Here is a 23,462-nt window from a genome sequence, read left to right as displayed (position 1 = left end):
TTCAACGGCCCGATGGCGGAGTGGTGGAATCGCGAACTATTAAGCGGGGAACCAGGGTCTGCTTATCCCCTGTCCCGTCCGTGGAGGTGCCGTCCATCAACTGCAGCAGGCGCGTCATGGCCCGGTCGCCGAGCTCGGCGATGCTGACCTGCATGGTGGTCAGCGACGGGTGGACGAAACGCGCCAGTGGAATATCATCGAAACCCGCCAGGGCCACATCGGCCGGGACACGGACCCCTGCCTGCGTGAACGCATACAGGCAGCCCAGCGCCATCATGTCGTTGGCGGCGAACACGGCATCAGGCAGCGCTCCGGCTGCCAGCAACTCCTGACCGGCGCGATGGCCGGAAGCTTCGTCGAAATCACCGGGCAACTCGATGCCCTCGGCGCCACTGCCAAACGCTACCAGCGCGTCACGGAAGCCGCGCAGGCGCTCGCGCGCGTCGAAGTTGAGATCCGGGCCAGAAATGAAAGCGATGCGACGGTGGCCAGCGTCAAGCAGATGACGGGTCATCGCCATCGCACCGGCATGGTCGTCGATGCTCAGCACCGGGTGGTCCTGCCCGGGCAGATAGGTGTTGATCAACACCGTCGGCAACGACTGCGGCAGGTTGTCGGTCAGGAAGCCCGGGCTCTCGGCATAGGGCGAGAGCACCAGCAGGCCGTCGACGCGGCCGCGCATGGCGCGCAGGGCCGCACCCTGCTGCTCCTGGTCACCGTGGTAGCTGGACACCAGCAGGTGCTGGCGGCGGCTACGGGCGACATTGTCGATGCCACGCATCAGCTCGGAGAAGAATTCGCCGTACAGGTCAGGCAGCACCACGCCCACCGTGTTGGTGCGGCGGCTGCTCAGGCTGCGGGCGGCGGCGTGCGGGGTGTAACGCAGCCGTGCGGCGACCTCCAGCACAAGCTGGCGGACCGGTTCGGCGACATTTTCATGCCCGTTGAGCGCGCGGGAAACCGTGGCCACGGAGACCCGGGCTTCGCGTGCGACGTCTTTGATTGTGATAGCTGCCTTGTTCACGAAGCCGCCCTCCACGGCTTGGACCTACCAGCATTGGCGCGGAATGTAAGCGTTTCCATCTGGGCTTGTAAACAGTCCGTTAGGCGAATGTCCCGAAATGGACATGGAAATCTGTCTGCAGCGAGCCCCCGCGGGGACCCGCCAGGACAGCGTGGGACAAGGGCTCAGCCCTGTTCTGACGGGGTCTGCGCGCGGATGGACAACGCGTGGATGTCGGTCTCCATCATCGCCCCCAGCGCGGCGTACACCGCGCGATGCCGGGCCAGCGGGCCCAGTCCGGCAAAGCGTTCACTCACCACATGCACGTTGAAATGGCCGCGGCCATCGCGCGCACCGGCATGGCCTGCGTGGCGATGACTGTCGTCTTCGATCTCGAGCACGCTCGGCGCCAGGGCATGCTGCAGCGCATCACGCATTCGCGAGATCCGTTCCGCGCTCACGGCAACACCTTGCGAAACGGTCGCACCTGCACGCGGGTGTAGACGCCGGCGGCCACGTACGGGTCGGCGTCGGCCCAGGCCTGGGCCTGCAGCAGCGACTCGAACTGCGCGATCACCACCGAGCCGCTGTAACCGGCCGGGCCCGGGTCTTCACTGTCCACCGCCGGGCACGGGCCGGCCAGCAGCAGGCGTCCCTCGTCGCGCAGCGCGTGCAACCGCGCCAGGTGTTCCGGCCGCGCCTGCAGCCGCTGCGCCAGCACATCCTGGCCGTCATACCCTTCGATCACATACCACACCGGCATTTCCTCGCTTGCGTTGTCGGGTCCGCAGATTCTAGCCAATGCGCCCCCTGCCCCGGCCCGGCTGGACACTGGCGCAACAAAGGCTTACCCTAGACTCCATTGCACGTGGCTGGATGCAGCAGCCCGTCGGTTTTTGCGGCCAACGCAGCCCCCGACGACCGTCCCGCTGCTTCAAACCGGTCCACCTGGCCGGGCCACGTAGACGACCTCCCCGTAGTTCCGTCGCCGCCGTTTCGTGCGGCGCGTCCTGCTGTTTGATATGTGTGGAATCGCGCCGATCCCGGCGTGTCTGGTGCCCTGGGGCTCCGTGGCGTTGGCCCGGCGAACCCGGTGCCGCGACTGGTCCGTTGCAATCCTGATGTCCATTAGATGACTTCCGAACTCGCGCTCGACGCGAACCCGCCAACCCGGCCGCCCGCCCCACAGCAGCAGGAAATGCCGCTGGCCGTGGTGCATGGGCAACCGGTCCTGCAGATTCCGCAGGACCTGTACATTCCGCCGGACGCGCTGGAAGTCATCCTGGATGCCTTCGAAGGCCCGCTGGACCTGCTGCTGTACCTGATCCGCCGCCAGAACCTGGATGTCCTGGACATTCCGGTAGCCGAGATCACCCGGCAGTACGTGGAATACATCACCGTGATGCGCGAGCTGCGCTTCGAGCTGGCCGCCGAGTACCTGGTGATGGCAGCGATCCTGGCCGAGGTGAAGTCGCGCATGCTGCTGCCGCGCCCGGTCAGCGAGGAAGGCGATGAAGCCGACCCGCGCGCCGAACTGGTGCGCCGGCTGCAGGAGTACGAACGTTTCAAGCAGGCCGCCGAGGACATCGATGCCCTGCCCCGGCAGGACCGCGACACTACGGTGGCGCACGCCTTCATGCCCGAACGCGCCACGGTGAAGCTGCCGCCGCCGGTGGACCTGAAGGAGATGCTGCTGGCCCTGCACGACGTGCTCAAGCGCGCCGAGCTGTTCAGCGGTCACGCCATCAAGCGTGAGGCACTGAGCGTGCGGCAACGCATGGGCGAAGTGCTGGGACGCCTGGAAGATGGCAAGTTCTATCGTTTTGAAGGGCTGTTCACGGTCGAAGAAGGCAAGCTGGGCGTGCTGGTCACATTCCTGGCGGTGCTGGAACTGGCCAAGGAACAGCTGCTGGACATCGTCCAGGAAGAACCACTGGCGCCGATCTACGTGAAATCGCTGGCCGCCGGCAACACCAATGCCCCGCTGCAGTTCAGCAGCGAGTTCGACGACAACGACGCCGCCAATGCAGACGAGTGAGCGCTGACTGCCGATGGATCAACTGCTGATCAACCGCATTGTCGAAGGTGCCTTGCTGGCCTCCAGTCAGCCGCTCACCCTGGCCCAGCTGAAGGACCTGTTCCCGGAAGAGGAACCGGCACCGCCGGGCAGCATCGAACGCGCGCTGGAACGCCTGCGCGAAGCCTGCGAAGGCCGCGGCGTGGAACTGGTCGAGGTCGCCTCCGGCTTCCGCTACCAGGTGACCGGCGAAGTGCATGGCTGGATCAGCCGGCTGTGGACCGAACGCAAGACCCGTTACACCCGCGCCACCCTGGAAACCCTGGCGCTGATCGCCTACCGGCAACCGATCACCCGCGGCGAGATCGAGCAGGTACGCGGCGTGGCGGTCAGCAGCAACATCATCCAGGCGCTGGAAGAACGCGAGTGGATCCGCGTGGTCGGCCACCGCGATGTGCCCGGCAAGCCTGCGCTGTTCGGCACCACCAAGGGCTTTCTGGATTATTTCGGCCTGAAGCGATTGGATGAGCTGCCGCCTCTGTCGGAACTGAAGGACCTGGGCGAGCTGGAACCCCAGCTGTCCCTGGACCGCGATGCGCCCGCAGCAGCAAGCGCCGACGGTCCTGACATCTCGGCCGGCGACGAAGGCGCTGCCGCGAACGATGATGCCGGCCTGGCCGGCAGTGACACCCCCGATTCCGCCGACGCAGCTCCTGCGGCGGCTATCGATGAGCAAGCACCTTCGCCCCTCGATGATGGGCACCCCGATTCCGCGCCGGGCGAGCGCGCGGTGCCAGTGAACGAACGCGAAGACAACGCCGTCGCGATGACGACCGTGGCTGTTGACCAAGCCGATTCCGAACCAGAGGCCGACCTCGAAACCGTCGGCCGGAGCAAAACTGATGAGTGACACCCCCCGTAACAAGCTCTCGCTGAAGCGCGAAGCCACCTCCGAACAGTTCAAGCTGGAAGAGCGCCTGCACAAGGTGCTGGCCCAGGCCGGCCTCGGCTCGCGCCGCGCGCTGGAACAGCGCATCGCCGAAGGCCTGGTCAAGGTCAACGGTGAAGTCGCGCAGACCGGCATGTCGGTCAAGAGTGGCGACAAGATCGAGCTGGATGGCCGTGGCTTCGTCGCCACCGCCCTGGCCGAGCCGTCGCGCGTGCTGGTCTACAACAAGCCGGAAGGCGAAGTGACCACGCGCGATGATCCGGAAGGCCGCCCGACCGTATTCGAATCGCTGCCGCCGCTGAAGGGCGCGCGCTGGATCGCGATCGGCCGCCTGGACATCAACACCACCGGCCTGCTGCTGGCCACCACCGACGGTGAACTGGCCAACGCCATGATGCACCCGTCGTTCGAGGTCGAGCGCGAATACGTGGTCCGCGTGCGTGCGCCGGAAGGCGAGGAAAAGGTCTCCGACGCCATCGTCGACCGCCTCACCCGTGGCGTGGCACTGGAAGACGGCCCGGCCAAGTTCGACGAGATCGAACGCATCGGCGGCACCGACTCGCACGACTGGTTCCGCGTCGTGGTGAAGGAAGGCCGCAACCGCGAAGTGCGCCGCCTGTGGGAGTCGCAGGGCTGCCAGGTCAGCCGCCTGAAGCGTACCCGCTACGGCAAGGTGAGCCTGCCGCGCGAACTGGCCCGCGGCCATTCGGTGGAACTGGGCACCACGCAGGTTGAAGCCCTGCGCGCGCAGCTGAAGCTGGAAGAAGGCGCGCCGTCGGCACTGACGCTGCAGCCGGTGATCGGCCAGCGCCGCGCCGCCAAGACCACCGTGCGCGTGCGCGAAGGTGGCCGCGGCAACGCCTACGTCAACGGCCACAACACCGCCGACGAGGGCCGCGAGCTGCGTCGTTTCGATAACGTCCGCGAAGACCGCGGCCGTGGTCGCGGCGGCAAGGGCGGCGGCTTCAAGGGTGGCCTGACGGTCAGCGGTGAAGCGGCAGCCAAGCAGTCGCAGAAGCCGTTCAAGCAGCGCGCCCAGAAGAACGATCGTTCGCTGCCGGAAGGCAACCCGGCCGCGTTCCGCACCTGGTACGTGCCGGATGGCGTGAGCACCGGCCCGAGCGGCCATCGCAATGCCGGCCCGGGCGCGCGTGGCCCCGGTGCCCGTGGTCCGGGTGCAGGCGGCCAGGGCCGTCCGTATGGCAAGCCGAAGGGTCCGGGCGCAGGCGCCGGTGGCGGCCAGGGCCGTGGCGGTTTCGGCGGTGAAGGCCGTGGCGGCGCAGGCGGCCAGGGTCGTCCGGCCGGTGCGGGCAACCGCTCGCAGGGCCAGGGCAACAAGCACCCGTACGGCCATCCGGGCAATGCCCCGAGCTTCCCGTCCGACCACGCCACGCCGGGCTTCAACCCGTATGGCAGCCCCAAGCCGGCGCAGGGCGCCCGTCCGGGCGGTCGCGGTCCGGGTGGTGGCAACCGTGGTCCGGGCGGCAATCGCGGACCCGGCGGTCCGGGTGGCAACCGTGGCCCGGGTGGCCCCGGCGGCAACCGCGGTCCGGGCGGCCCGCGCCGCAGCGGCCCGCGCGGCGGCTGATCACCGGCACGCCTGAAATGAAAAACCCCGGCGTAGGCCGGGGTTTTTCGTTGAAAAGGGGACGGAGGGGATTAAGTCGTTTTTGCCACGGCCTGTGTCGAAGAGGCGAAAGCGACTTAATCCCTTCCGTCCCCTTTTGCGTGGCGCTGGAACGCGGCGGGCGTGGTGCCGGTCATGCTGCGGAAGAAGGCGATGAACGGGCTCTCGGCGGAGAAGCCGGTGTCCTGCGCCACATGCGCGACGCGATGACCCAGCAGCAGCAACTCCATGGCCCGCATCAGTCGCCATTGCTGGCGCCAGGCCTGGTAGCTCATGCCGGTATCACGCTGCATCAACCGGCCGACGGTACGCGCGCTCAGGCCCGTGCGCGCGGCCAGCTCCCCCAGTTCGGGCGGCAGCTGCTCGGCCAGCGGCAGGCAACGTGCGATCCGCGGATCACGCGGTAAAGGCAGGTCCATCGGCGCCACCGGTGCAGCGGCGATTTCCAGCACGCACAACGCCAGTTGATGGTGCGCGCGCGGCGACTGCCAGTCATGGTCGAACGGCGCCTGCGCGATCGGCTCCAGCAAGGCCTGCAGCAGCGGACCAACGCCGATGATCGCCGGCTGCCGGGGCAGCTGGGCCGACAGGGTGGCGTCGAAGTACAACGAACGGTAGTCGACTGCCTGGCGCATCTGCGCACGATGGCGCAGCCCACCCGGAATCCACGCCGCGCGCGCGGGCGGCAACAGGCTGACGCGGTCACCGTAGGTCAGGCGCGTACAGCCCTGTCGGGTGTACAGCAGCTGCGCGCGTGCATGCTGGTGCCAACCCGAGTCGTGATCCGCCAGTGAGGCCGCGATCCCCAGCACCGGAGCCCTCCAGGCATCGGCATCGAAGTGCGCGTCGGGCTGCAACCAGGCCATGTCCTATTTTATACATTTGATGACAGGACAGACAGGGTGCGCCATTGCGGGCACGACCACAATGCGCGGCCCTGTTCCTGGAGCGCCCGCATGTCGCGCCGCCTGTTGTTGCTCGCCATTGCACTGCTGATGTTTCCGCAGCTGGCACAGACCCTGTACAGCCCGGCCCTGGCCGATCTGGCCGAACGCTTCGCCCTGCCGCCGAGTGCCGCCAGCCAGGCCATGAGCCTGTACCTGTTCGGCTTCGCTGCAGGCGTGCTGTTGTGGGGGCGCCTGGCCGATCGTATCGGTCGTCGCCCCGCCCTTCTCTGTGGCCTCGGCGTCTTCGGAGTAGCTGCACTGGGCGGGCTGATGGCTGGCAGCTTCGGCCAGGTGCTGCTGGCCCAGGCGTTGGCCGCAGTCGGCGCCGCCGCCGCTTCGGTGGTGACCCAGACCGTGCTGCGCGACCATCTGCAGGGTCCAGCGTTGGCGCAGGCATTCTCCTGGATCGGCATGGCCCTGGCCCTGAGCCCGGCCATCGGCCTTGCACTGGGCACGCTGCTGGTCGCCGCCCATGGCTATGCCGGCGTACAGTCCGGCCTGCTGCTGGTTGCTGCCTTGCTGGCAGTCGCATGCCTGGCTGGCCTGCGCGAAAGCCGTCCTGCACATATCCCGCACACGCCCATGCTGCCGCTGCTGCGGGAACTGCTGCGCGATCGCTGGATCTGGTCACACGCGTTGCTGGTGATGGCCTTCAACGTGGCGATGTACAGCTGGTATGTGCTCGGCCCCTTCGTGTTTGCGCGCCTGCACTGGCCAGCCACCTGGTTCGGCGCCAGCGGCGCGGTGTTGGCACTGGGCTCGGCACTGGGCGCGTGGGGCAATGGCCGCCTGCTGCGTGCAGGCGTTGCCACAACCACGCGCATCCGCGTCGCCGCAGGACTGGTTCTGACGGGAGGCCTGCTGGCCGCGCTGCTGCATGATCACCCTGCCCTGGTCGCGGCGATGGTGCCGGTGGTGACGGGCTTCGGCCTTGCCATTCCCAATGTGCTCGGCCAGGCCTTGCGCGGCTATCCACACTGTCTCGGCAGCGCAGGCGCGCTGTTCGGCCTGCTCTACTACCTGCTGATCGGTGCGGCAATGGCGCTGGTCGGTGCAGTGCAGCTGCTGGCACCGACCCTCATCGTGTGCGGCCTGCTGGCCTTGTGGCTGCAGCGGCAACGGAACCGGGTCAGCTGAATAGGGAAGATCGGGTCATGGATTGCGGCGAAGAAGGCCCCCTTCCTGCTGCCCTGTGGGCGGAGGGGCCCCGGGGTCCCTGCCCCCGGGGCCTGGATCAGCGAACAGCCGATTACTGCACGTTGATCACTTCGTCCATCGGCGCAAGGAAGTTGCCAGGGCTGTTGCGCGACGCCGAGATCACATAGGTCCCGGGTGTTGCGATGGTCGCGGTGCAATGGCGGATGGGCGTGGTGTTGCCACCGTCGTAATTGTCATTGGTACGGCACAGGAACTGACCATTGGCATAGACCGAGAAATTACTCGTTCCATCCACCTGGCCGCCGCCTGTGATGTAGATTTCCGACGGCGAGCCAGCCACACGCGGCAGAGTCCCGATCTCGAATCTGGCCGTTACCGGATGCGGCAGCAGGCTAGGACAGGGCACAACGAGTCCGCTGTCGGACAGACAGACCTCGGCGTGGGCGATGGCGGGCGTGGCGATGAGGGCCACGAGCAGCACGGACGTTCTGAACTCCATTCCAGCGTCTCCAATCATCCCAGCAGAATCGCTGGGACGTCCCTGTTAGGCATTGCGGGGTTACTGCAGGGTCAAGGAAACGTAAATGCACTGCGCGCCCACAGCATCGGATAGCTGCAGAACCCCCTCTGGGCGGTGCGTTGCGCGCCTCCACTGCGGTTGGCCCCTATCCCTTCCCGATGACTTCATGTCGATGCAGGATGCTCACCGGCGCGCGGCACTTTTCCGGTGCGTCTCGACGTCCCCAGCTCATGTTAGGAATTGCTGCAAACACGGAGCATTGTGCGCCACGCCCGGAATTCACATCAGCGCGCTGGCTATCGTGCGCGCTCTCCCACACAAGGCAGATGCCCATGATCACCATCACCGCCGAACAGGCCCGCGCCAACGCCGATGCCGCCAAGCGCCCGATCGAACTGTTCTATCGCGATCTCGACAACGCCATCCAGATCGGCTCGGAAAATGGCCGCCGCTACGTCGTGTTCGGCTTCAGCCAGATGATGGCCAGCGAGCAGCTCGTCGAAGACCTGGTCGCACAGCTGCTGAAGAATGGTTTCGGTGTTGAACGGTTGTTGAGCGATTCCGAACAGCACTACATCCGCATCAACTGGGGAACTGCCGCGCCGTCGCGCCTCAGCGCCGGTTGAGGGTGAACGCGGTGCCGTCCACGCCCAGGTCCCAGCCCTTGCCGGTACCGGACAGGGCCAGCGAGATGTCGCCCTTGGTCATCACCTGCGCGTTGCTGGACTTCACCGCACCGGCATGCGCGCCGACCGAGGCGTAAGTGCCCAGCAGCTCGTCGACGCTGACCGCGCCGGTGAAGCTGCCACGCCCGTTGGTGATCTTCGACTTGCCGACGGTCAGGCCGCCACCCTTCATCTGGATGCGCACCGGCAGGCTGGCGCCGTTGCTGCAGGTGACCGTGCCATTACCGGATGCGGTCTTGTAGATCAACGACCAGCCGGACAGGTTGTAGCGCAGCTCGCAATCGAGGTTGCCGGCAGCGTGCGCGGCGGGGGCCAACGCTGCGGCGGACAGCGCCAGCAGCAGGGCGAAGGGCTTGTTCATGGCGGGACTTCCAGTTCGGTCGGACTGGCGGCGAATCTAACAGCGCGCACGTGCACGTTGAATGCAGGCGCGCGCGCTGGTGCGGCGGCGTTCAGGCCGTCGCTCAGGCCTGCTCGTCCAGATGGAAGGCATCGGCATCAAGCATGGCCGGGAAGCGCGCGCGGTGTGCTGCCAGCGCCTCGGCCGAGACGGTGGTGGTGACCACCTGTTCGCGTTCGCGAATCTCCACCTGCGGCTGACCGAGGAAATCCAGCACCGCGCTGTCGCCGGCGTAATGCAGCTGGTTGCCATCGACGCCCACGCGATTCACTGCCGCCACAAAGCACAGGTTCTCGATCGCACGTGCACGCAGCAGTGTCTTCCACGCATAGGCGCGTGCCGACGGCCAGTTGGCAACGAAGATCTGCAGGTCGAAATCCAGCTGCTGCGGACGCTCCACGTTGTAGCGGTTGCGGCAGAACACCGGGAAACGCAGGTCGTAGCAGACCTGCGGATTGATCCGCCAGCCCTTCCATTCCACGCTCAGGCGGTCGCGACCGGCAGCATAGCGCTCGTGCTCGCCGCCGTAACGGAACAGGTGGCGCTTGTCGTAGTACTCCAGGTTGCCATCGGGCGTGGCGAACAGCAGGCGGTTGTAGACGCCATCGCCATCACGCAACTGCACGCTGCCGATCACCGCCGCGTTCAAGGCCCTGGCCTGCTCGCGGACCCAGGCCACGGTCGGGCCGTCCATGCCTTCGGCCTGGGCGATGGCGTCGTTGGAGAAGCCACTGGTGAAGGTCTCCGGCAGGATCACCAAGTCGGTGGTGCCGGCCAGCGGTGCCAACAGTGCGCCGTAGTACTCACGGTTGCCCGCCGGATCATGCCAGCGGGTGTCGCCCTGGACGAGGGAAATGCGCAGGTCCTGCATGGTCACTGCTCCGCTCAAAGAAGGCGCAGGCGTTCGATCGCCGCGTCCATGGTCGCTTCATTCTTGGCGAAGCACAGGCGCACCAGGCGCTGACCGGCCGGCGGATTCTCGTAGAACGGCGACAGCGGGATGGCGGTCACGCCCTTCTCGATGGTCAGCCACTTCACGAACTCGTGGTCCGGCAGGTCGCTGATGGCCGAGTAATCGACCAGCTGGAAGTAGCCGCCGGGGACCGGCAGCGCCTTCAGGCGGGTGCTGGACAGCTGCTCGCGGAAACGGTCGCGCTTGGCCTGGTAGAACGCGCCCAGCTCGAGGTGGTGTTCGGGCTCATCGCGGATCATCGCGGCGAAGCCATACTGCGCCGGACCGAAGCTGGTGAAGGTGTTGTACTGGTGCACCTTGCGGAACTCGGCGGTCAGCGCCGGCGGGGCGATCGCATAGCCGATCTTCCAGCCGGTGCAGTGGTAGGTCTTGCCGAAACTGGAGATGACGAACGCGCGCTCGCGCAGTTCCGGGTAGCGCAGCGCCGATTCATGGCGGCGGCCGTCGTAGATGATGTGTTCGTACACCTCATCGGAGATCAGGTAGATCTGCGTGCCGCGCAGCAGCTCAGTCAGCGCCTGCATGTCCTGCGCCGACAGCATCGCGCCGGACGGATTGTGCGGGGTGTTGACGATCAGCATGCGGGTGCGCGGGGTGATCGCCGCACGCACGCGGTCCCAGTCGACCGCAAACGTCTGCGGATCGAGCGACACATGCACGGCCTTGGCACCGGCCAGATCGATCGCCGGTTCATAGCAGTCATAGGCCGGGTCGAGCACGATCACTTCTTCGCCGGCACGCACCACGGCGTGGATGGCGTTGAAGATGGCCTCGGTACCGCCACTGGTGACGGTGATCTCGCTGTCCGCATCGACCTGTGCGCCGTAGCAGTCCAGCGCCTTCTGTGCGATGGCCTGGCGCAGCGGCGCCACGCCGGTCATCGGCGGGTACTGGTTCAGCCCGGCGGCCATCGCCTTGGCCGTCTCATCGATCAGGCGCTGCGGCGCGGAAAAGTCCGGGAAACCCTGGCCCAGGTTGACCGCGCCGTGTTCGGCGGCGAGCTGGGACATCACGGTGAAGATCGTGGTACCGACCTTGGGCAGCTTGGTGTTGGGTTGCATCGGCCTGGAATCTGGGGGAACGAGGCCCAGAAGTGTACGAAATCCACGCTGCGACTGTGGGTTCAGCCGGTAGCGCCGGGCCATGCCCGGCGGCTCTTTGCATATGCCTTGCGGCCGCCGGGCATCGCCCGGCGCTACCGGGACAGCATTCACCGCTACAATTGCCGCCGCACTCCGGCATGAAGACCCCTGCCCCTTGAACACCCCTGCATTGCTGGCCGCCAGCGGCCTGAGCTTCTCCCGCAATGACGAGCCGGTGTTCGGCCCGCTGGACTTCCATGTGGACGCCGGCGAAGCCCTGCTGGTGCAGGGCGGCAACGGCGCCGGCAAGACCACGCTGTTGCGCGTGCTGGCCGGCCTGGCCCGGCCCGGTGCCGGGCAGGTGCAGATCGATGGCCGACCGGCCGGCAATGCCGAGCGCGCGCGCTACGTCGCCTACCTCAGCCACCTGCCCGCATTGAAGCCCGATCTGGACACGCTGGAGAACCTGCACTTCCTGTGTGGCCTGCACGGCCGCCGTGCGCGGCAGATGCCCGGCAACGCGCTGGCCATCGTCGGCCTGGCCGGCTACGAAGACACCCTGGTACGGCATCTGTCGGCCGGACAGAAGCGGCGGTTGGCACTGGCGCGCATCTGGCTGTCGCCGGCGCCGCTATGGCTGCTCGACGAACCCTATGCCAACCTCGACCTGGAGGGCATCACCCTGGTCAACCGGATGATCTCGGCGCACCTGCGCGCCGGTGGCGCTGCGCTGGTCACCACCCATGGCGCCTATGCCGCACCGCCGGTGCGTACCCGCCAGCTCGACCTCGGCGGTGCCGCATGATCGCGCCAGGCACCGAACCGGGCCTGTGGCAGACCGCGGGCGCCCTGCTCAAGCGCGACCTGCGCCTGCTCTGGCGCCGCCGCGGCGATGCGCTGCAGCCGCTGCTGTTCGCGGTGCTGGTGGTGGTGCTGTTCGCGCTGGCGCAGGGTCGCGAGCCGCAACTGCTGGCCGCCACCGCAGGCGCAGTGCTGTGGCTTGCGGTGCTGCTGGCCGGGCAGCTGTCGCTGGATTCACTGTTCCGCTCCGATGCCGAAGACGGCTCGCTGGAACAATGGCTGCTGGCGCCGGTGCCGCTGGCCTGGCTGGTGCTGGTGCGCGTGCTGCTGCACTGGGCCACCACCGCCCTGCCGTTGATCGTGGTCAGTCCGCTGCTGGCCGAAATGCTGCATCTGCCGCATGACCAGCTGCCGATGTTGCTGGCATCGTTGCTGCTGGGAACGCCGTTGCTGAGCCTGATTGGTGGCGTGGTCGCCGCGCTGACCGTAGGCATCCGACGCTCTGGTATTCTTGTGGCGTTGCTGTCGCTGCCGCTGTACGTGCCAGTGCTGGTGTTCGGCGCAGGCAGTCTGGCGGCAGCCGGACGCGGACAGGATCCGGTCGGTGCGCTGCTGATGCTGGGCGCCGGCCTGTTGGTCGCGCTGGTGCTGGCGCCGTTGGCCACCGCCGCTGCAATACGTATTTCTCTGAGTTGACCGAGCTGAGAGCCAATCCACCCCTGCTGGATAGCCGCCACGCATGAATCCGATTGTCCGCTGGTTCCACCAACTCGGTTCGCCCCCCACGTTCGACCGATTCGCTGCCCGCTGGTCGCGGGTGTTCTACCTCGCGGCGGTGCCGGTGCTGCTGGTCGGCATGTGGCAGGCGCTGCTGGTGGTGCCGCCGGAAGCCAAGCAGCTGGACAGCTTCCGCATCCTCTACATCCACGTGCCCAGTGCCTGGATGAGCCTGTTCGTGTTCGCGCTGATGGCGCTGTATGCCGCCATCGCCCTGATCTGGCGGATCAAGGTCTGCGAGATCCTGGCCATGGCCTGTGCGCCGATGGGCGCCGGCTTCACCCTGATCACCCTGCTGACCGGCAGCATCTGGGGCAAGGGTACCTGGGGTACCTGGTGGGACTGGGACCCGCGCATGACCAGTGAACTGGTGCTGCTGTTCCTGTACCTGGGCGTGATCGGCCTGTACCACGCCATCGAGGACCGCCGCAGCGCCGCGCGCGCGGCCGGCCTGCTGGCCATCGTCGGTGTCAGCCTGCTGCCGGTGATCCGCTATTCGGTGGACTGGTGGGGCGGCCTGCATCAGCGCCAGTCGATCAACGTGTTCGGTGAATCGGCAATCAGCAGCGCGATGATCGCGCCACTGTGGTGGATGGTCATCGGCACCAAGTTCTGGTTCGCCGGTTCGGTGCTGGCCAAGGCCCGCGCCGACAATCTCGACCGCGAGGCCGGCAAGGCCTGGGTCGGTGGCCGGGTCGATGCCGCACGCGCGGCCGGGGAGGCCCAGCCATGACCCACCTGCCCTATGTGATCGGCGCGTACGCCGTGTTCGTGCTGGTGCTCGGCGCCGATGCCATCGGTTCGTGGCTGCGCCTGCGCATGGCACGCCGGTTGGCGCTGGCACGCCAGCAGCGGCAGCAGACCCGCGCCGTCAAACAGGAAGCTGCGGCGCCGCTGTCGACGGAGCTGGAACGATGACGCCGGTACAACGCCGCCGCCTGGCCTGGGTACTGCTGGCCCTGCTCGCCTCCGGGCTGGCCACCGCACTGGTGGCGATGGCGCTGGAACGCAACATCGCCTACCTCTACACGCCCTCGGAAGTGCTGCGCGGGGATGTCGATGCACAGTCGCGGTTCCGCTTGGGCGGCATGGTGGTGAAGGGCTCCTTCAACCGCCCGGTCGGTTCGCTGGAAGCACGTTTCGAAGTAACCGACGGCGATGCCCAGCTGGCGGTGACCACGTCGCGGATTCTTCCGGACATGTTTGCCGAAGGCACCGCGGTGGTCGCCAGTGGCCGCCTGCAGGATGGTGTCTTCGTTGCCGACGAAGTGCTGGCCAAGCACGATGAAAAGTACGTGCCGAAGGAAGTGGCCGACAAGATGGGCGATGCCCATCGCAAGCATGACGTGCCGGTGACGGCACCCGAGGTGCGCTGAGTGCTGCCCGAACTGGGTCAGATCCTGCTGTTGTGCGCGTTGCTGGCCTCGCTGCTGCAGGCCGGCCTGCCGCTGGTCGGCGCGCATCGCAGCAATACGGCATGGATGGCGGTGGCACGGCCGGCCGCCTTCGCACAGCTGCTGCTGCTCGCCGGCGCGTTCGCGGTGCTGACCGCCGCGTTCGTGCAGCAGGATTTCTCGGTGCGCTACGTGGCCGAGAACTCCAATTCGCTGCTGCCGATGATCTACCGCTACTCGGCGGTGTGGGGGGCCCACGAGGGCTCGCTGCTGATGTGGGCGCTGGTGCTGGCGCTGTGGACCGGCGCGGTGGCGCTGTTCTCGCGGCACCTGCCGGCACACGTGCAGGCGCGCGTACTGGCGGTGATGGGCGTGGTCAGCGTCGGCTTCCTCGCCTTTCTGATCTTCACCTCCAATCCGTTCCTGCGCCTGAACCCGGCGCCGCTGGAAGGCCGCGACCTCAACCCGCTGCTGCAGGACCCAGGGCTGATCATTCATCCGCCGATGCTGTACATCGGATACGTGGGCTTTGCCGTTCCGTTCGCATTCGCGGTGGCGGCCCTGCTGGAGGGGCGCATCGATGCGCGCTGGCTGCGCTGGACGCGGCCGTGGACCAACGTCGCCTGGGGCTTCCTGACCTTGGGCATCGCGCTGGGCAGCTGGTGGGCCTACTACGAGCTGGGCTGGGGCGGCTGGTGGTTCTGGGACCCGGTGGAGAATGCCAGCTTCATGCCCTGGCTGGTCGGTGCGGCATTGATCCATTCGCAGGCCGTCACTGAAAAGCGCGGCACGTTCGGCAGCTGGACCCTGCTGCTGGCGATCGCCGCCTTTGCGCTGTCGCTGCTGGGCACGTTCCTGGTGCGCTCCGGCGTGCTGACCAGCGTGCATTCGTTTGCCGCCGATCCGTCGCGCGGCCTGTTCATCCTGGTATTCCTGTCGGTGCTGATCGGCGGCAGCCTGCTGCTGTACGCGCTGCGCGCCAGCCAGCTCAGCGTGGACGCCGACGACCCGCGCCGTGGCTTCACCGCCACCTCGCGCGAGACCCTGCTGCTGGCCAACAACCTGCTGCTGGCCACCGCCTGCGCGATGGTCCTGCTCGGCACGCTGTATCCGCTGCTGGCAGATGCACTGTCGCTGGGCAAGATCTCGGTCGGCCCGCCCTACTTCGGCAGCCTGTTCCTGCTGCTGATGGCGCCGATGATCCTGCTGCTGCCGTTCGGCCCGCTGGTGAAGTGGCAGCGCGACCAACCTTCGCGTGCATTCGCCCTGCTGGCGCCCTGGCTGGGGCTGGCGGTGCTGCTGGGCGCGCTGGCCTGGTGGCAGGCGCCGCAGAACGGCTGGAAGGCCGGTCTCGGTGTCGCCGCCGCGGCCTGGGTCGGATTCGGTACCGCACGCTTCGTCTGGCAGCGCCTGCGTGGCAATGGTCGCTTCACCGCCGAGATGCTCGGCATGATCGTCGCCCACGCAGGCATCGCCGTGTTCCTGGCCGGTGCGTTGCTGGTGGAAGCCCTGAACGTGCAGCGCGAAGTGGCGCTGGCACCTGGCCAGCAACTGGTGGTCGGCCGCTACGAAGTGCGCTTCGAGGGCGTGGACCATCGCGAAGGTCCCAATTTCATCGCCGACCGCGGTCACCTGCGGGTGTTCCGCAACGGCCGCGAACTGGCCCTGCTGCATCCGGAGAAGCGCCAGTACGCCAGTGGTGGTCAGGTGATGACCGAGGCCGGCATCGATGCACGCTTCGACGGCGACGTCTACGTGGCATTGGGCGAGCCGCTGGGCAACAATGCATGGGCGGTCCGGGTCCACATCAAGCCGTTCGTGCGCTGGATCTGGCTGGGCGCGCTGTTGATGGCCCTGGGCGGATTCATCACCGCCGCCGACCGCCGTTTCCGTCGTCCGTAGGAGTTTCCATGTCCGAGTCCCCCGCCCCGCGCCCCTCCCGCCCGCTGCCGCCGGTAGCCATCGTGATCGGCGTGCTGTTCTTCTTCGGCCTGCTCGGGCTGATGATCTACGGGGTGATGAAATCGGGTGATCCGCAGCGCGACGTGCTGCCCTCGGCGCTGATCGACAAGCCGGCGCCGGCGTTCGCCCTGCCGGTGCTGCACGACCCGGAGATGATCGTGCACAGCGACGAACTGCGCGGCGCGCCTTACCTGTTGAACGTATGGGGCAGCTGGTGCGCGGCCTGCCGCGAGGAACACCCGGTGCTGACCCGTTTCGCCGAGAGCAAGCGCGTGCGCGTGATCGGCTACAACTGGAAGGACGAGCCGACCGATGCCCTGCACTGGCTGGAGCAGCTGGGCAACCCGTTCATGGTCGTGCTCAGTGATGTTGAAGGCCGCACCGCCATCGACTGGGGCGTGACCGCTGCACCGGAGACCTTCCTTGTCGACGGCAGCGGCATCGTGCGCTGGAAGTACAGCGGTGCGATGACCCAGCGCGTAGTCGACGAGAAGCTGATCCCGGCGCTGGAAAAGATCGAGAAGGCCCAGGGCAATGCCGGCAGCACGCTGCACACGGCGCCCTGAGCCCATGCGCTGGCTGCTGGCGTTGCTGCTTCTGATGCTGCCGCTGGCCGCAGTGGCACAGCAGCCGCTGCACGATCCGCAGCCGCTGCAGTTCCGCGATGGCGCCGAAGAACGCCGCTTCCATGACCTGGCCGCGCAGCTGCGCTGCGTGCAGTGCCAGAACCAGTCGCTGGCCGATTCCAACGCGCAGATCGCGCAGGATCTGCGCCGCGAGGTGCTGCAGCTGATGCAGCAGGGCCACGACGATGCACAGATCAAGCAGTTCCTGGTCGCCCGCTACGGTGAGTTCGTGCTCTATCAACCACCGTTGCAGCCGGGCACCTGGCTGCTGTGGGGCGGTCCCCTGCTGATGCTCGGCGCCGGCGCACTGGTGGTGCTGGGCATTGTCCGCCGTCGTGGCCGTACGGTCGGCGCAGCACCGGCCGGCAAGGCCGATGAAGGAGACGGATGGTGAGCCATTGGCTGCCGGTGCTGGCCGGTCTGGTTGCTGCGCTGATGGCAGCGCTGGTGCTGTGGCCGCTGCGCCACCACGGTCGTCGCGGTTTCGCGGTCGGCGTGTTCGCACTGGGCGTGGCCGGTGCCTGCCTGTATCTGCTGGTCGGTGATCCGCGTGCAGCACAGGTGCAACCGACGCCGTCGGTAGCCACCCTGCGCGATGGCGTACAGGCCCTGCAGGATGCACTGGAGCGTGACCCACAGCGGGCCGATGGCTGGGCACTGCTGGGCCGGTCGCAGGCCGAACTGGGCAACGCCGCAGCCGCGGCGGACGCCTTCGCACGTGCCGCCGCTCTCGCCCCGGAAGACCCCGGCGTGCTGGTGGAAGCGGCGCAGGCACGTGCGCAGGCCGATGCCGGCAAGCAGTTCGATGACACCGCGATGGCCTGGTTGCAACAGGCGCGTGCACAGGCACCCGATGCCGAGCGCGCCAGCTGGCTGCTGGGCATCGCCCTGCGCCAGCGCGGAAAGAATGCCGAGGCCGCGGATGTGTGGAGCGGCCTGCTGCCACGGCTTGAGCCCGGCGCCGCGCAGGCGCTGCAGGCGCAGATCGCCATCGCCCGCGAAGCCGCAGGCCTGGCACCCGATGCCGCCCCTGCAGCACCAGCGGCGCTGCTGCAGGTACGCGTGCAGCTGCCTGCGCTGGAGAATGCCGAGTGGCCGGCCAGCACCCGGGTATTCGTGCTGGCCCGCGCCGTGGGTGGACCGCCGATGCCGGTGGCCGCACGCAAGCTGCCGCTGGCCGGTTTCCCGGCCACGGTCGGGCTGGGCGACGCTGACAGCCCGATGCCGACCGCGCCGCTGTCGGCACATCGCGACGTGGAAGTGCTGGCACGCATCTCGCGTACTGGTAGCGCCAATCGCAGCGAGGGGGACCTGCAAAGCGACGTGGTGCGGGTGACGCTGCCGCATGACGGCGTGGTTGAGCTGCGGTTTCCCTGACTTGTAGAGCCGAGCCCACGCTCGGCTGCGATTGGGTTGCCGGCGCCCGCCAGCCGAGCATCGGCTCGGCTCTACAGCAGATCCACGCCATGCGTGGATACGACGGTCCGGTCCGCGTCCAACCGCTGCTGGAAACCAGCGTGTCGCCAGCTCCACATGCGGCCCCGCTAGAATGGCTGCATGACCGAATTCATCCCGCCCGGCACCCGCTTCCACGCCCTGCCCTCGCCCTTCCCGTTCAAGCGCGGGGGCGCCCTGCACGGCGCGCGCGTGGCCTACGAAACCTGGGGAACACTGGCGGCCGACGCCAGCAATGCGATCCTGATCGTCACCGGCCTCTCGCCGGATGCGCATGCCGCGGCCAACGACGCCAATCCGGCACCGGGCTGGTGGGAAGGCATGGTCGGCCCCGGCAAGCCGATCGATACCGACCGCTGGTTCGTGGTCTGCGTGAACTCGCTGGGCAGCTGCAAGGGTTCGACCGGTCCGGCCTCGCTCAATCCGGCCACGGGCGAACCGTATCGCCTCGACTTCCCCGAGCTGTCGATCGAAGACGGCGCACGCGCCGCCATCGAGGTCGTGCGCGCCCTGGGCATCGAGCAGCTGGCCTGCGTGGTCGGCAATTCGATGGGCGGCATGACCGCACTGGCCGTGCTGATGCTGCAGCCGGGCATCGCGCGCAGCCACGTCAACATTTCCGGCAGTGCGCAGGCGCTGCCGTTCTCGATCGCGATCCGTTCGCTGCAGCGCGAGGCGATCCGTCTTGATCCGCGCTGGAATGGTGGCCACTACGACGATGCCGAATACCCCGAGTCCGGCATGCGCATGGCGCGCAAGCTGGGCGTGATCACTTACCGCTCCGCACTGGAATGGGATGGCCGCTTCGGCCGCGTGCGGCTGGATTCGGACCAGACCGACGACGATCCGTTCGGCCTGGAGTTCCAGGTGGAAAGCTATCTGGAAGGCCACGCACGGCGCTTCGTGCGTTTCTTCGATCCGAACTGCTACCTGTACCTGAGCCGCTCGATGGACTGGTTCGACCTGGCTGAATATGCCGACGGCGACGTGCTGGCCGGGCTGGCGAAGATCCGGGTGGAAAAGGCGCTGGCGATCGGCGCCAACACCGACATCCTGTTCCCGGTGCAGCAGCAGCAACAGGTCGCCGACGGCCTGCGCGCCGGCGGCGCCGATGCGCGCTTCATCGGCCTGGAATCGCCACAGGGCCATGACGCCTTCCTCGTCGATTTCGAGCGTTTCGGCCCGGCCGTGCGCGGCTTTCTCGACGCGCTGTAGGTGGCATGGCGGCGTAATCTCGCGCTGGCCGCGTTCGGCGCGTTGATCGCGCTGACGGTCAGCGGCGTGCTGCCGCTGTGGCTGGGTGGGTGGTGCCTGCTCGCCAGCGCGGTGTCGTTCGGCCTGTACGGCCACGACAAGCGCGCGGCGCAGAGAAAGCAGTGGCGTATTCCGGAGCGCACATTACAGCTGCTGGCCTTTGCCGGCGGTTGGCCCGGCGCGCTGCTGGGCCAGGCGATGTTCCGCCACAAGCACCGCAAAGCCTCGTTCCAGTGGGTGTTCTGGCTGTGCGTGCTGGCCAACGTGGCCTCGATCGCGGTGATGCTGCGCGAGTTCTCGCGATAGCCAACCTGTAGAGCCGAGCCCATGCTCGGCTCCGTACAGAGGCAGCCGAGCATGGGCTCGGCTCTACAGTAGATCCACGCCAGGCGCGGATGTGCATCGGTCAAAGTTCGCGGACCAGCGCCCCATCGCGCAACCGGTACTGCGCATCGACCACGCCTTCAGGCAGGTCGTCGTGGGTGATCATCAACAGGCTGCGCCCGTCCAGCAACCCGGAAAGGTCCTGCAGCAGCGCACGTGCGGTATCCACGTCGAGGCCTTCGGTCGGTTCGTCCAGCAGCAGGATCGGCGCATTGCGCAGCAGTGCACGGGCCAGCGCCAGCCGCCGCGCCTGGCCGGCCGACATCGTCGCGCCGTTCTCGCCCACCCAGGCCTGCAGGCCACCGTTGCGCTCGGCCCATTCGCCCAGGCGCATGCGGCGCAGCACTGCCCACAAGGCGGCGTCGCTGGCATCGGGATCCCCCAGGCGCAGGTTCTCGGCCACGGTGCCGGCGAACACCGGCGCGTTCTGCGGCAACCAGGCCAGCTGCCGATGCCAGTCGGCCTGGCTGAAATCACGCAGGTCGATGCCACCATAGGTGATTCGCCCCTGCTGCGGATCCCACAGCCGCAGCAGCAGGCTGGACAGCGTGGTCTTGCCACTGCCGCTGTCGCCGCGGATGGCGATTCGTTCGCCCGGCGCGAGGGTCAACTGCAGGCCGGACAGCACCGGTCGCGCGGCGCCCGGCCACTGGAAATGCACGTCGTCCCAGTGCACGCGCGCAGCCTGCGGTACCGGCTGTGGCACGGCGGGATCCTCCACCGTCGGCGGCTGCTCGACGATGGCCTGCAACCGATCGGCGGCGATACGCCCGGACTGCAGTGACTGCCACGCCAAGCCCATCCCGGCCCACAGTTCGATCAGCGCGACGGTGAGGAACACCAGGCCCGCGGCCATTTCCGGCGCGATACGCTGCTGTTCGGCCGCGTGGAGCGCCAGTGCCAGCATCGCCACCAGCCCCAGCCCTGCGACCAGGCCATGCAGGGTCGAGGCCGCGATCAGGCGCCAGCGGCGCCGACGATCCCGCGAAGCCAGCTGCTTGGCGGCCACGCGCACCTTCAGCTGCCACGCCGCATCGGCATGCAGCGCGGCCAGATCGCCCGCGCCCTCCAACCCTTCAAAGGCGGCGGTGCGCAGTGCGGCGCGATGCGCGGCACGGTCCGCCTCTTCATCGTCACGACCGCGCACACCCAGCCACGGCACGCCGAAAGCGATCAGCAGCGCCAGCACTGCCAGCAATACCGCTGCCGACGGCAGGATCAGCGCCGCCGAGGCCACCGCCACCAGCGTCAGCGCACCCAGCGCCACCAGCGGCCCGATCGCACGCACCAGCAGGCCGTCCACTTCACCGATGTCACCGAGCAGGCGGGCCAGCAGATCGCCGGTGCGCGTCGCCCCCAGCCGTGCCGGTGCCAGCGGCAGCGCGCGGCGGAAGAACCACACGCGCAGGTCGCGGGCGATGCGCAGGGTGGCGTCGTGGCCCACCAGCTTTTCGAAGTAGCGCGACACGATGCGCGCCATGGTCAGCCCGCGGATACCCGCGGACGGCGAGAAGAAGTTGAAGCCCTGGCCGAGGCCGGCCGCACCGGCCAATGCAGCGGCGGTGAGGAAACCACCGGACAGGCCCAGCAGTGCGGTGCCGGCCAGCATGGTGGTCCACAACAGCAGGATCGTCAGCAGCAGGCGCGGCCGATGGCGCAGGAACACCGCACGCAACGAATCAGGTGAACGGCTCATGCGCGCACCGCCTGTGCCGGTTCCACCAGGCGGCCTTCCGGCAGCAGCAGGCAACGATCGGCCCAGGCGATCACCGCCGGGCTGTGGGTGGCGACCACCACGCTGCGGCCACGTGCATAGGCGGCCAGGCTGCGCAGCAGCGCCGCTTCGGTATCGGCATCGAGGAACGCGGTGGGTTCGTCCAGCAGCAGCACCTGCGGGTCGCGCAGCAGCAGGCGGGCCAGGCCGATGCGACGTGCCTCACCACCGGACAGGCCGAAGCCGCGCTCGCCGATCACCGTATCCAGTCCCTGTGGCAGGCGCTGCGCGAACTGCAGCACCTGTGAGGCCTCGGCCACTGCGCGCAACCGCGCGTCGCTGGCGCCGGGATCGGCCAGGCGCAGGTTGTCGGCGATGCTGCCGTGGAACAGGTACGGCCGCTGGCTGGCATAGGCTACCTGCACGCCGGGCCGCAGGTGCAGCTTGCCGGCACGCGGTGGCAGCCAGCCCGCCAGTGCTTCCAGCAGCGTGCTCTTGCCGGATCCACTGGGGCCGACCAGGGCCAGCCGCTGGCCCGGTTCCAGCAGCACATCCAGATCCTGCAGCACGTCGTGCGGCGCGCCCAACGGGCGCAGCACCAGCCCCTGCGCCTGCAGCGGCGGCAACGCGGCCTCGGCCGGTTCCACAGCCAGCGGCGCACTCTCGTTCTCGATCAGGCGCTGCTCGTCCGGCAATGACTGCAGCAGACGCTCAACCTCGGCCGCCGCGGCCAGTGCATTGGCGCGGTCGTGGTAGTGCGCAGCCAACCGCCGCAGCGGCGCGTAGAACTCCGGCGCCAGCAGCAGGCAGAACAGGCCCGCGCCCAGCGTCGGCACCGCCGAATGCAGCGACATCATGCCCAGATAGCTCAGGCCCAGGTACAGCGCGACCATCGCCACGCTCACCGAGGCAAAGAATTCCAGCACCGTGGACGACAGGAAGGCGATCCGCAGCACTTTCAGGGTACGCACGCGCACACCTTCGGCGGCCGCCTCGATACCCTCCAGCTCGGCCTCGCCGCGGCCATACAGGCGCAGCAGGCCCAGGCCCTTGATGCGGTCGGCGAAGTGGCCGCTCATCCGCGCCAGCTCCCCCAACTGGGCGCGACCGGCGGCTTCGGCGCCCCAGCCCACCAGCATCATGAAGAACGGCACCAGCGGCGCGGTGAACAGCAGGATCAACGCCACCACCCAGTCAACCCAGGCCACCGCGGCCAGGATCAGCAGCGGCACCACCAGCACCTCGGTGCGCACCGGCAGGAACCCGCTGTAATAACTCTCGATCGCATCACCGTGATGCAGCATCAGTTCGCCCAGTTCGCCGGTGCGGCGCTGGCGCAGCCACAACGGGCCATGGCTGAGCAGTCGGGCGAACACTCGCTCGCGCAGGGCCAGCCGCGCGGCATCGGCTACATCCCCGGCAGCCGCCTGGGTGGCGCTGCCGAGCAGCGTGCGCAGCACCAGGATCACCACCAGCCCGCCCAGCACTGGCAGCCCCGAGGCCAGCGGCGCGCGCTCCACCAGCACCTGCTGCACCAGCCAGGCGATCGCGGCGGCCTGGCCGATCAGCAACGCACCGGACAGGCTGATGCACAGGGCCGCCAGGCGTTGGCGCCCCCGGGCGGAATGGGCCAGATCGGCCAGCCACGCCGCGCGGACACGACGCTGGCGGGCAGTTTCGGCTTCCGGGGACAGGCTGTCAGGGGTCGTTTCGGCAGCGCTCAAGGGGTCTTC

Annotated in this window: 26 protein-coding genes; 16 read left to right on the top strand and 10 right to left on the bottom strand. The window is 68.0% G+C overall.

All coding sequences use genetic code 11. From position 1 onward, the window contains the following. Position 1: 1 nt before the first annotated feature. From N5D45_RS08040 to N5D45_RS08030, 3 genes are all read right to left on the bottom strand, one after another. Positions 2-1,039: a LacI family DNA-binding transcriptional regulator gene (locus tag N5D45_RS08040; protein ID WP_197656631.1), complete on the bottom strand. Its 1,038-nt coding sequence runs from the start codon at positions 1,037-1,039 to the stop codon at positions 2-4. 149 nt (positions 1,040-1,188) lie between these two features. Continuing rightward, the gene (locus N5D45_RS08035; protein WP_010486717.1) at positions 1,189-1,440 is read right to left on the bottom strand and encodes a BolA family protein; all 252 of its coding nucleotides are present in this window, start codon (positions 1,438-1,440) and stop codon (positions 1,189-1,191) included. A 20-nt stretch (positions 1,441-1,460) separates the two neighbouring features. Further along, on the bottom strand, positions 1,461-1,760 hold the full coding sequence (locus N5D45_RS08030; RefSeq protein ID WP_029550673.1) for a YciI family protein: 300 nt from the start codon (positions 1,758-1,760) through the stop codon (positions 1,461-1,463). A 375-nt stretch (positions 1,761-2,135) separates the two neighbouring features. On the opposite strand from N5D45_RS08030, the gene N5D45_RS08025 reads away from it, so the two are divergent. Genes N5D45_RS08025 through N5D45_RS08015 form a run of 3 tightly spaced genes read left to right on the top strand, consistent with a single transcriptional unit; the run spans position 2,136 to position 5,557 of the window. Continuing rightward, positions 2,136-3,041 (top strand): ScpA family protein, encoded by a 906-nt coding sequence (locus N5D45_RS08025; protein ID WP_134959019.1) that lies wholly within the window; start codon positions 2,136-2,138, stop codon positions 3,039-3,041. Between the two features lie 13 nt (positions 3,042-3,054). Beyond that, positions 3,055-3,930: an SMC-Scp complex subunit ScpB gene (scpB, locus tag N5D45_RS08020; protein WP_019336635.1), complete on the top strand. Its 876-nt coding sequence runs from the start codon at positions 3,055-3,057 to the stop codon at positions 3,928-3,930. Then, a complete protein-coding gene (locus N5D45_RS08015; RefSeq protein WP_049408982.1) occupies positions 3,923-5,557 on the top strand; it encodes a pseudouridine synthase in 1,635 nt (544 codons plus the stop codon). Before scpB ends, N5D45_RS08015 begins: the two co-directional genes overlap by 8 nt. A 116-nt stretch (positions 5,558-5,673) precedes the next feature. Here the strand turns inward: N5D45_RS08015 and N5D45_RS08010 are convergent, their stop codons facing one another. Beyond that, positions 5,674-6,462 (bottom strand): helix-turn-helix transcriptional regulator, encoded by a 789-nt coding sequence (locus tag N5D45_RS08010; protein ID WP_057503459.1) that lies wholly within the window; start codon positions 6,460-6,462, stop codon positions 5,674-5,676. Positions 6,463-6,552: 90 nt separating this feature from the next. Here N5D45_RS08010 and N5D45_RS08005 point away from each other — a divergent pair, with 90 nt between their 5' ends. Continuing rightward, positions 6,553-7,680, top strand: coding sequence for an MFS transporter (locus N5D45_RS08005; protein WP_279938723.1), 1,128 nt, complete (start codon positions 6,553-6,555; stop codon positions 7,678-7,680). A 112-nt stretch (positions 7,681-7,792) separates the two neighbouring features. Here N5D45_RS08005 and N5D45_RS08000 read toward each other — a convergent pair whose 3' ends face one another. Continuing rightward, positions 7,793-8,200, bottom strand: coding sequence for a hypothetical protein (locus tag N5D45_RS08000; RefSeq protein WP_010486702.1), 408 nt, complete (start codon positions 8,198-8,200; stop codon positions 7,793-7,795). A 353-nt stretch (positions 8,201-8,553) separates the two neighbouring features. Between N5D45_RS08000 and N5D45_RS07995 the strand changes: the two genes are divergently transcribed. Further along, positions 8,554-8,847, top strand: a complete 294-nt coding sequence (locus tag N5D45_RS07995; RefSeq protein ID WP_279938722.1) for a hypothetical protein — start codon at positions 8,554-8,556, stop codon at positions 8,845-8,847. Here N5D45_RS07995 and N5D45_RS07990 read toward each other — a convergent pair. From N5D45_RS07990 to N5D45_RS07980, 3 genes are all read right to left on the bottom strand, one after another. Next, positions 8,834-9,268 carry a hypothetical protein gene (locus N5D45_RS07990; protein WP_279938721.1) on the bottom strand — a complete coding sequence of 145 codons (435 nt, stop codon included), beginning with the start codon at positions 9,266-9,268 and terminating at the stop codon, positions 8,834-8,836. The genes N5D45_RS07995 and N5D45_RS07990 overlap by 14 nt on opposite strands. Positions 9,269-9,371: 103 nt before the next feature. After that, positions 9,372-10,178: an amidohydrolase gene (locus N5D45_RS07985; protein ID WP_279938720.1), complete on the bottom strand. Its 807-nt coding sequence runs from the start codon at positions 10,176-10,178 to the stop codon at positions 9,372-9,374. 14 nt (positions 10,179-10,192) lie between these two features. Further along, complete coding sequence (locus tag N5D45_RS07980; protein WP_049482344.1) at positions 10,193-11,341, bottom strand: pyridoxal phosphate-dependent aminotransferase; 1,149 nt, start codon at positions 11,339-11,341, stop codon at positions 10,193-10,195. A gap of 196 nt (positions 11,342-11,537) precedes the next feature. On the opposite strand from N5D45_RS07980, the gene ccmA reads away from it, so the two are divergent. The 11 genes from ccmA (at position 11,538) to N5D45_RS07925 (ending at position 19,937) form a co-directional block, all read left to right on the top strand. Then, positions 11,538-12,167 carry a heme ABC exporter ATP-binding protein CcmA gene (gene ccmA / locus N5D45_RS07975; protein ID WP_019336398.1) on the top strand — a complete coding sequence of 210 codons (630 nt, stop codon included), beginning with the start codon at positions 11,538-11,540 and terminating at the stop codon, positions 12,165-12,167. Beyond that, on the top strand, positions 12,164-12,859 hold the full coding sequence (gene ccmB / locus N5D45_RS07970) for a heme exporter protein CcmB (protein ID WP_006456616.1): 696 nt from the start codon (positions 12,164-12,166) through the stop codon (positions 12,857-12,859). The genes ccmA and ccmB overlap by 4 nt, the downstream gene beginning before the upstream one ends. 43 nt (positions 12,860-12,902) lie before the next feature. Beyond that, the gene (ccmC, locus tag N5D45_RS07965) at positions 12,903-13,673 is read left to right on the top strand and encodes a heme ABC transporter permease CcmC (protein ID WP_010486688.1); all 771 of its coding nucleotides are present in this window, start codon (positions 12,903-12,905) and stop codon (positions 13,671-13,673) included. Next, positions 13,670-13,858, top strand: a complete 189-nt coding sequence (locus tag N5D45_RS07960) for a heme exporter protein CcmD (RefSeq protein ID WP_010486686.1) — start codon at positions 13,670-13,672, stop codon at positions 13,856-13,858. The genes ccmC and N5D45_RS07960 overlap by 4 nt, the downstream gene beginning before the upstream one ends. Further along, a complete protein-coding gene (gene ccmE / locus N5D45_RS07955; protein WP_100446247.1) occupies positions 13,855-14,316 on the top strand; it encodes a cytochrome c maturation protein CcmE in 462 nt (153 codons plus the stop codon). Before N5D45_RS07960 ends, ccmE begins: the two co-directional genes overlap by 4 nt. After that, positions 14,317-16,236 (top strand): heme lyase CcmF/NrfE family subunit, encoded by a 1,920-nt coding sequence (locus N5D45_RS07950; RefSeq protein WP_049482339.1) that lies wholly within the window; start codon positions 14,317-14,319, stop codon positions 16,234-16,236. It begins immediately after the preceding gene. A gap of 8 nt (positions 16,237-16,244) precedes the next feature. Then, positions 16,245-16,862, top strand: coding sequence for a DsbE family thiol:disulfide interchange protein (locus N5D45_RS07945; RefSeq protein WP_005410345.1), 618 nt, complete (start codon positions 16,245-16,247; stop codon positions 16,860-16,862). Positions 16,863-16,866: 4 nt separating this feature from the next. Further along, the gene (locus N5D45_RS07940) at positions 16,867-17,316 is read left to right on the top strand and encodes a cytochrome c-type biogenesis protein (protein ID WP_019336393.1); all 450 of its coding nucleotides are present in this window, start codon (positions 16,867-16,869) and stop codon (positions 17,314-17,316) included. Then, positions 17,310-18,299 carry a hypothetical protein gene (locus N5D45_RS07935; protein ID WP_057503874.1) on the top strand — a complete coding sequence of 330 codons (990 nt, stop codon included), beginning with the start codon at positions 17,310-17,312 and terminating at the stop codon, positions 18,297-18,299. Before N5D45_RS07940 ends, N5D45_RS07935 begins: the two co-directional genes overlap by 7 nt. 180 nt (positions 18,300-18,479) lie before the next feature. Further along, complete coding sequence (locus N5D45_RS07930; RefSeq protein ID WP_049408994.1) at positions 18,480-19,592, top strand: homoserine O-acetyltransferase; 1,113 nt, start codon at positions 18,480-18,482, stop codon at positions 19,590-19,592. Continuing rightward, complete coding sequence (locus tag N5D45_RS07925; protein WP_019336390.1) at positions 19,593-19,937, top strand: DUF1294 domain-containing protein; 345 nt, start codon at positions 19,593-19,595, stop codon at positions 19,935-19,937. A 100-nt stretch (positions 19,938-20,037) separates the two neighbouring features. Here N5D45_RS07925 and cydC read toward each other — a convergent pair whose 3' ends face one another. Continuing rightward, entirely contained in the window at positions 20,038-21,711 is a 1,674-nt protein-coding gene (cydC, locus tag N5D45_RS07920; protein ID WP_049453052.1) for a thiol reductant ABC exporter subunit CydC, read from the bottom strand. After that, entirely contained in the window at positions 21,708-23,453 is a 1,746-nt protein-coding gene (gene cydD, locus N5D45_RS07915; RefSeq protein ID WP_057503875.1) for a thiol reductant ABC exporter subunit CydD, read from the bottom strand. The genes cydC and cydD overlap by 4 nt, the downstream gene beginning before the upstream one ends. Between the last annotated feature and the right edge of the window lie 9 nt (positions 23,454-23,462).

The sequence above is a fragment of the Stenotrophomonas sp. GD03819 genome, assembly GCF_029841665.1.
Lineage (GTDB): Bacteria > Pseudomonadota > Gammaproteobacteria > Xanthomonadales > Xanthomonadaceae > Stenotrophomonas > Stenotrophomonas geniculata.
The sequence above is the reverse complement of the archived record's forward strand: the minus strand, read 5'-3'. Positions and strand labels throughout refer to the sequence as shown.

Coding starts and splice junctions, on each gene's coding strand:
- N5D45_RS08035 (WP_010486717.1), bottom strand. CDS start 1,440: ATGCGTGATGCGCTGCAGCATGCCCTGGCGCCGAGCGTGCTCGAGATC.
- N5D45_RS08025 (WP_134959019.1), top strand. CDS start 2,136: ATGACTTCCGAACTCGCGCTCGACGCGAACCCGCCAACCCGGCCGCCC.
- scpB (WP_019336635.1), top strand. CDS start 3,055: ATGGATCAACTGCTGATCAACCGCATTGTCGAAGGTGCCTTGCTGGCC.
- N5D45_RS08015 (WP_049408982.1), top strand. CDS start 3,923: ATGAGTGACACCCCCCGTAACAAGCTCTCGCTGAAGCGCGAAGCCACC.
- N5D45_RS08010 (WP_057503459.1), bottom strand. CDS start 6,462: ATGGCCTGGTTGCAGCCCGACGCGCACTTCGATGCCGATGCCTGGAGG.
- N5D45_RS08005 (WP_279938723.1), top strand. CDS start 6,553: ATGTCGCGCCGCCTGTTGTTGCTCGCCATTGCACTGCTGATGTTTCCG.
- N5D45_RS08000 (WP_010486702.1), bottom strand. CDS start 8,200: ATGGAGTTCAGAACGTCCGTGCTGCTCGTGGCCCTCATCGCCACGCCC.
- N5D45_RS07995 (WP_279938722.1), top strand. CDS start 8,554: ATGATCACCATCACCGCCGAACAGGCCCGCGCCAACGCCGATGCCGCC.
- N5D45_RS07990 (WP_279938721.1), bottom strand. CDS start 9,268: ATGAACAAGCCCTTCGCCCTGCTGCTGGCGCTGTCCGCCGCAGCGTTG.
- N5D45_RS07985 (WP_279938720.1), bottom strand. CDS start 10,178: ATGCAGGACCTGCGCATTTCCCTCGTCCAGGGCGACACCCGCTGGCAT.
- N5D45_RS07980 (WP_049482344.1), bottom strand. CDS start 11,341: ATGCAACCCAACACCAAGCTGCCCAAGGTCGGTACCACGATCTTCACC.
- ccmB (WP_006456616.1), top strand. CDS start 12,164: ATGATCGCGCCAGGCACCGAACCGGGCCTGTGGCAGACCGCGGGCGCC.
- ccmC (WP_010486688.1), top strand. CDS start 12,903: ATGAATCCGATTGTCCGCTGGTTCCACCAACTCGGTTCGCCCCCCACG.
- N5D45_RS07960 (WP_010486686.1), top strand. CDS start 13,670: ATGACCCACCTGCCCTATGTGATCGGCGCGTACGCCGTGTTCGTGCTG.
- ccmE (WP_100446247.1), top strand. CDS start 13,855: ATGACGCCGGTACAACGCCGCCGCCTGGCCTGGGTACTGCTGGCCCTG.
- N5D45_RS07945 (WP_005410345.1), top strand. CDS start 16,245: ATGTCCGAGTCCCCCGCCCCGCGCCCCTCCCGCCCGCTGCCGCCGGTA.
- N5D45_RS07940 (WP_019336393.1), top strand. CDS start 16,867: ATGCGCTGGCTGCTGGCGTTGCTGCTTCTGATGCTGCCGCTGGCCGCA.
- N5D45_RS07935 (WP_057503874.1), top strand. CDS start 17,310: ATGGTGAGCCATTGGCTGCCGGTGCTGGCCGGTCTGGTTGCTGCGCTG.
- N5D45_RS07930 (WP_049408994.1), top strand. CDS start 18,480: ATGACCGAATTCATCCCGCCCGGCACCCGCTTCCACGCCCTGCCCTCG.
- cydC (WP_049453052.1), bottom strand. CDS start 21,711: ATGAGCCGTTCACCTGATTCGTTGCGTGCGGTGTTCCTGCGCCATCGG.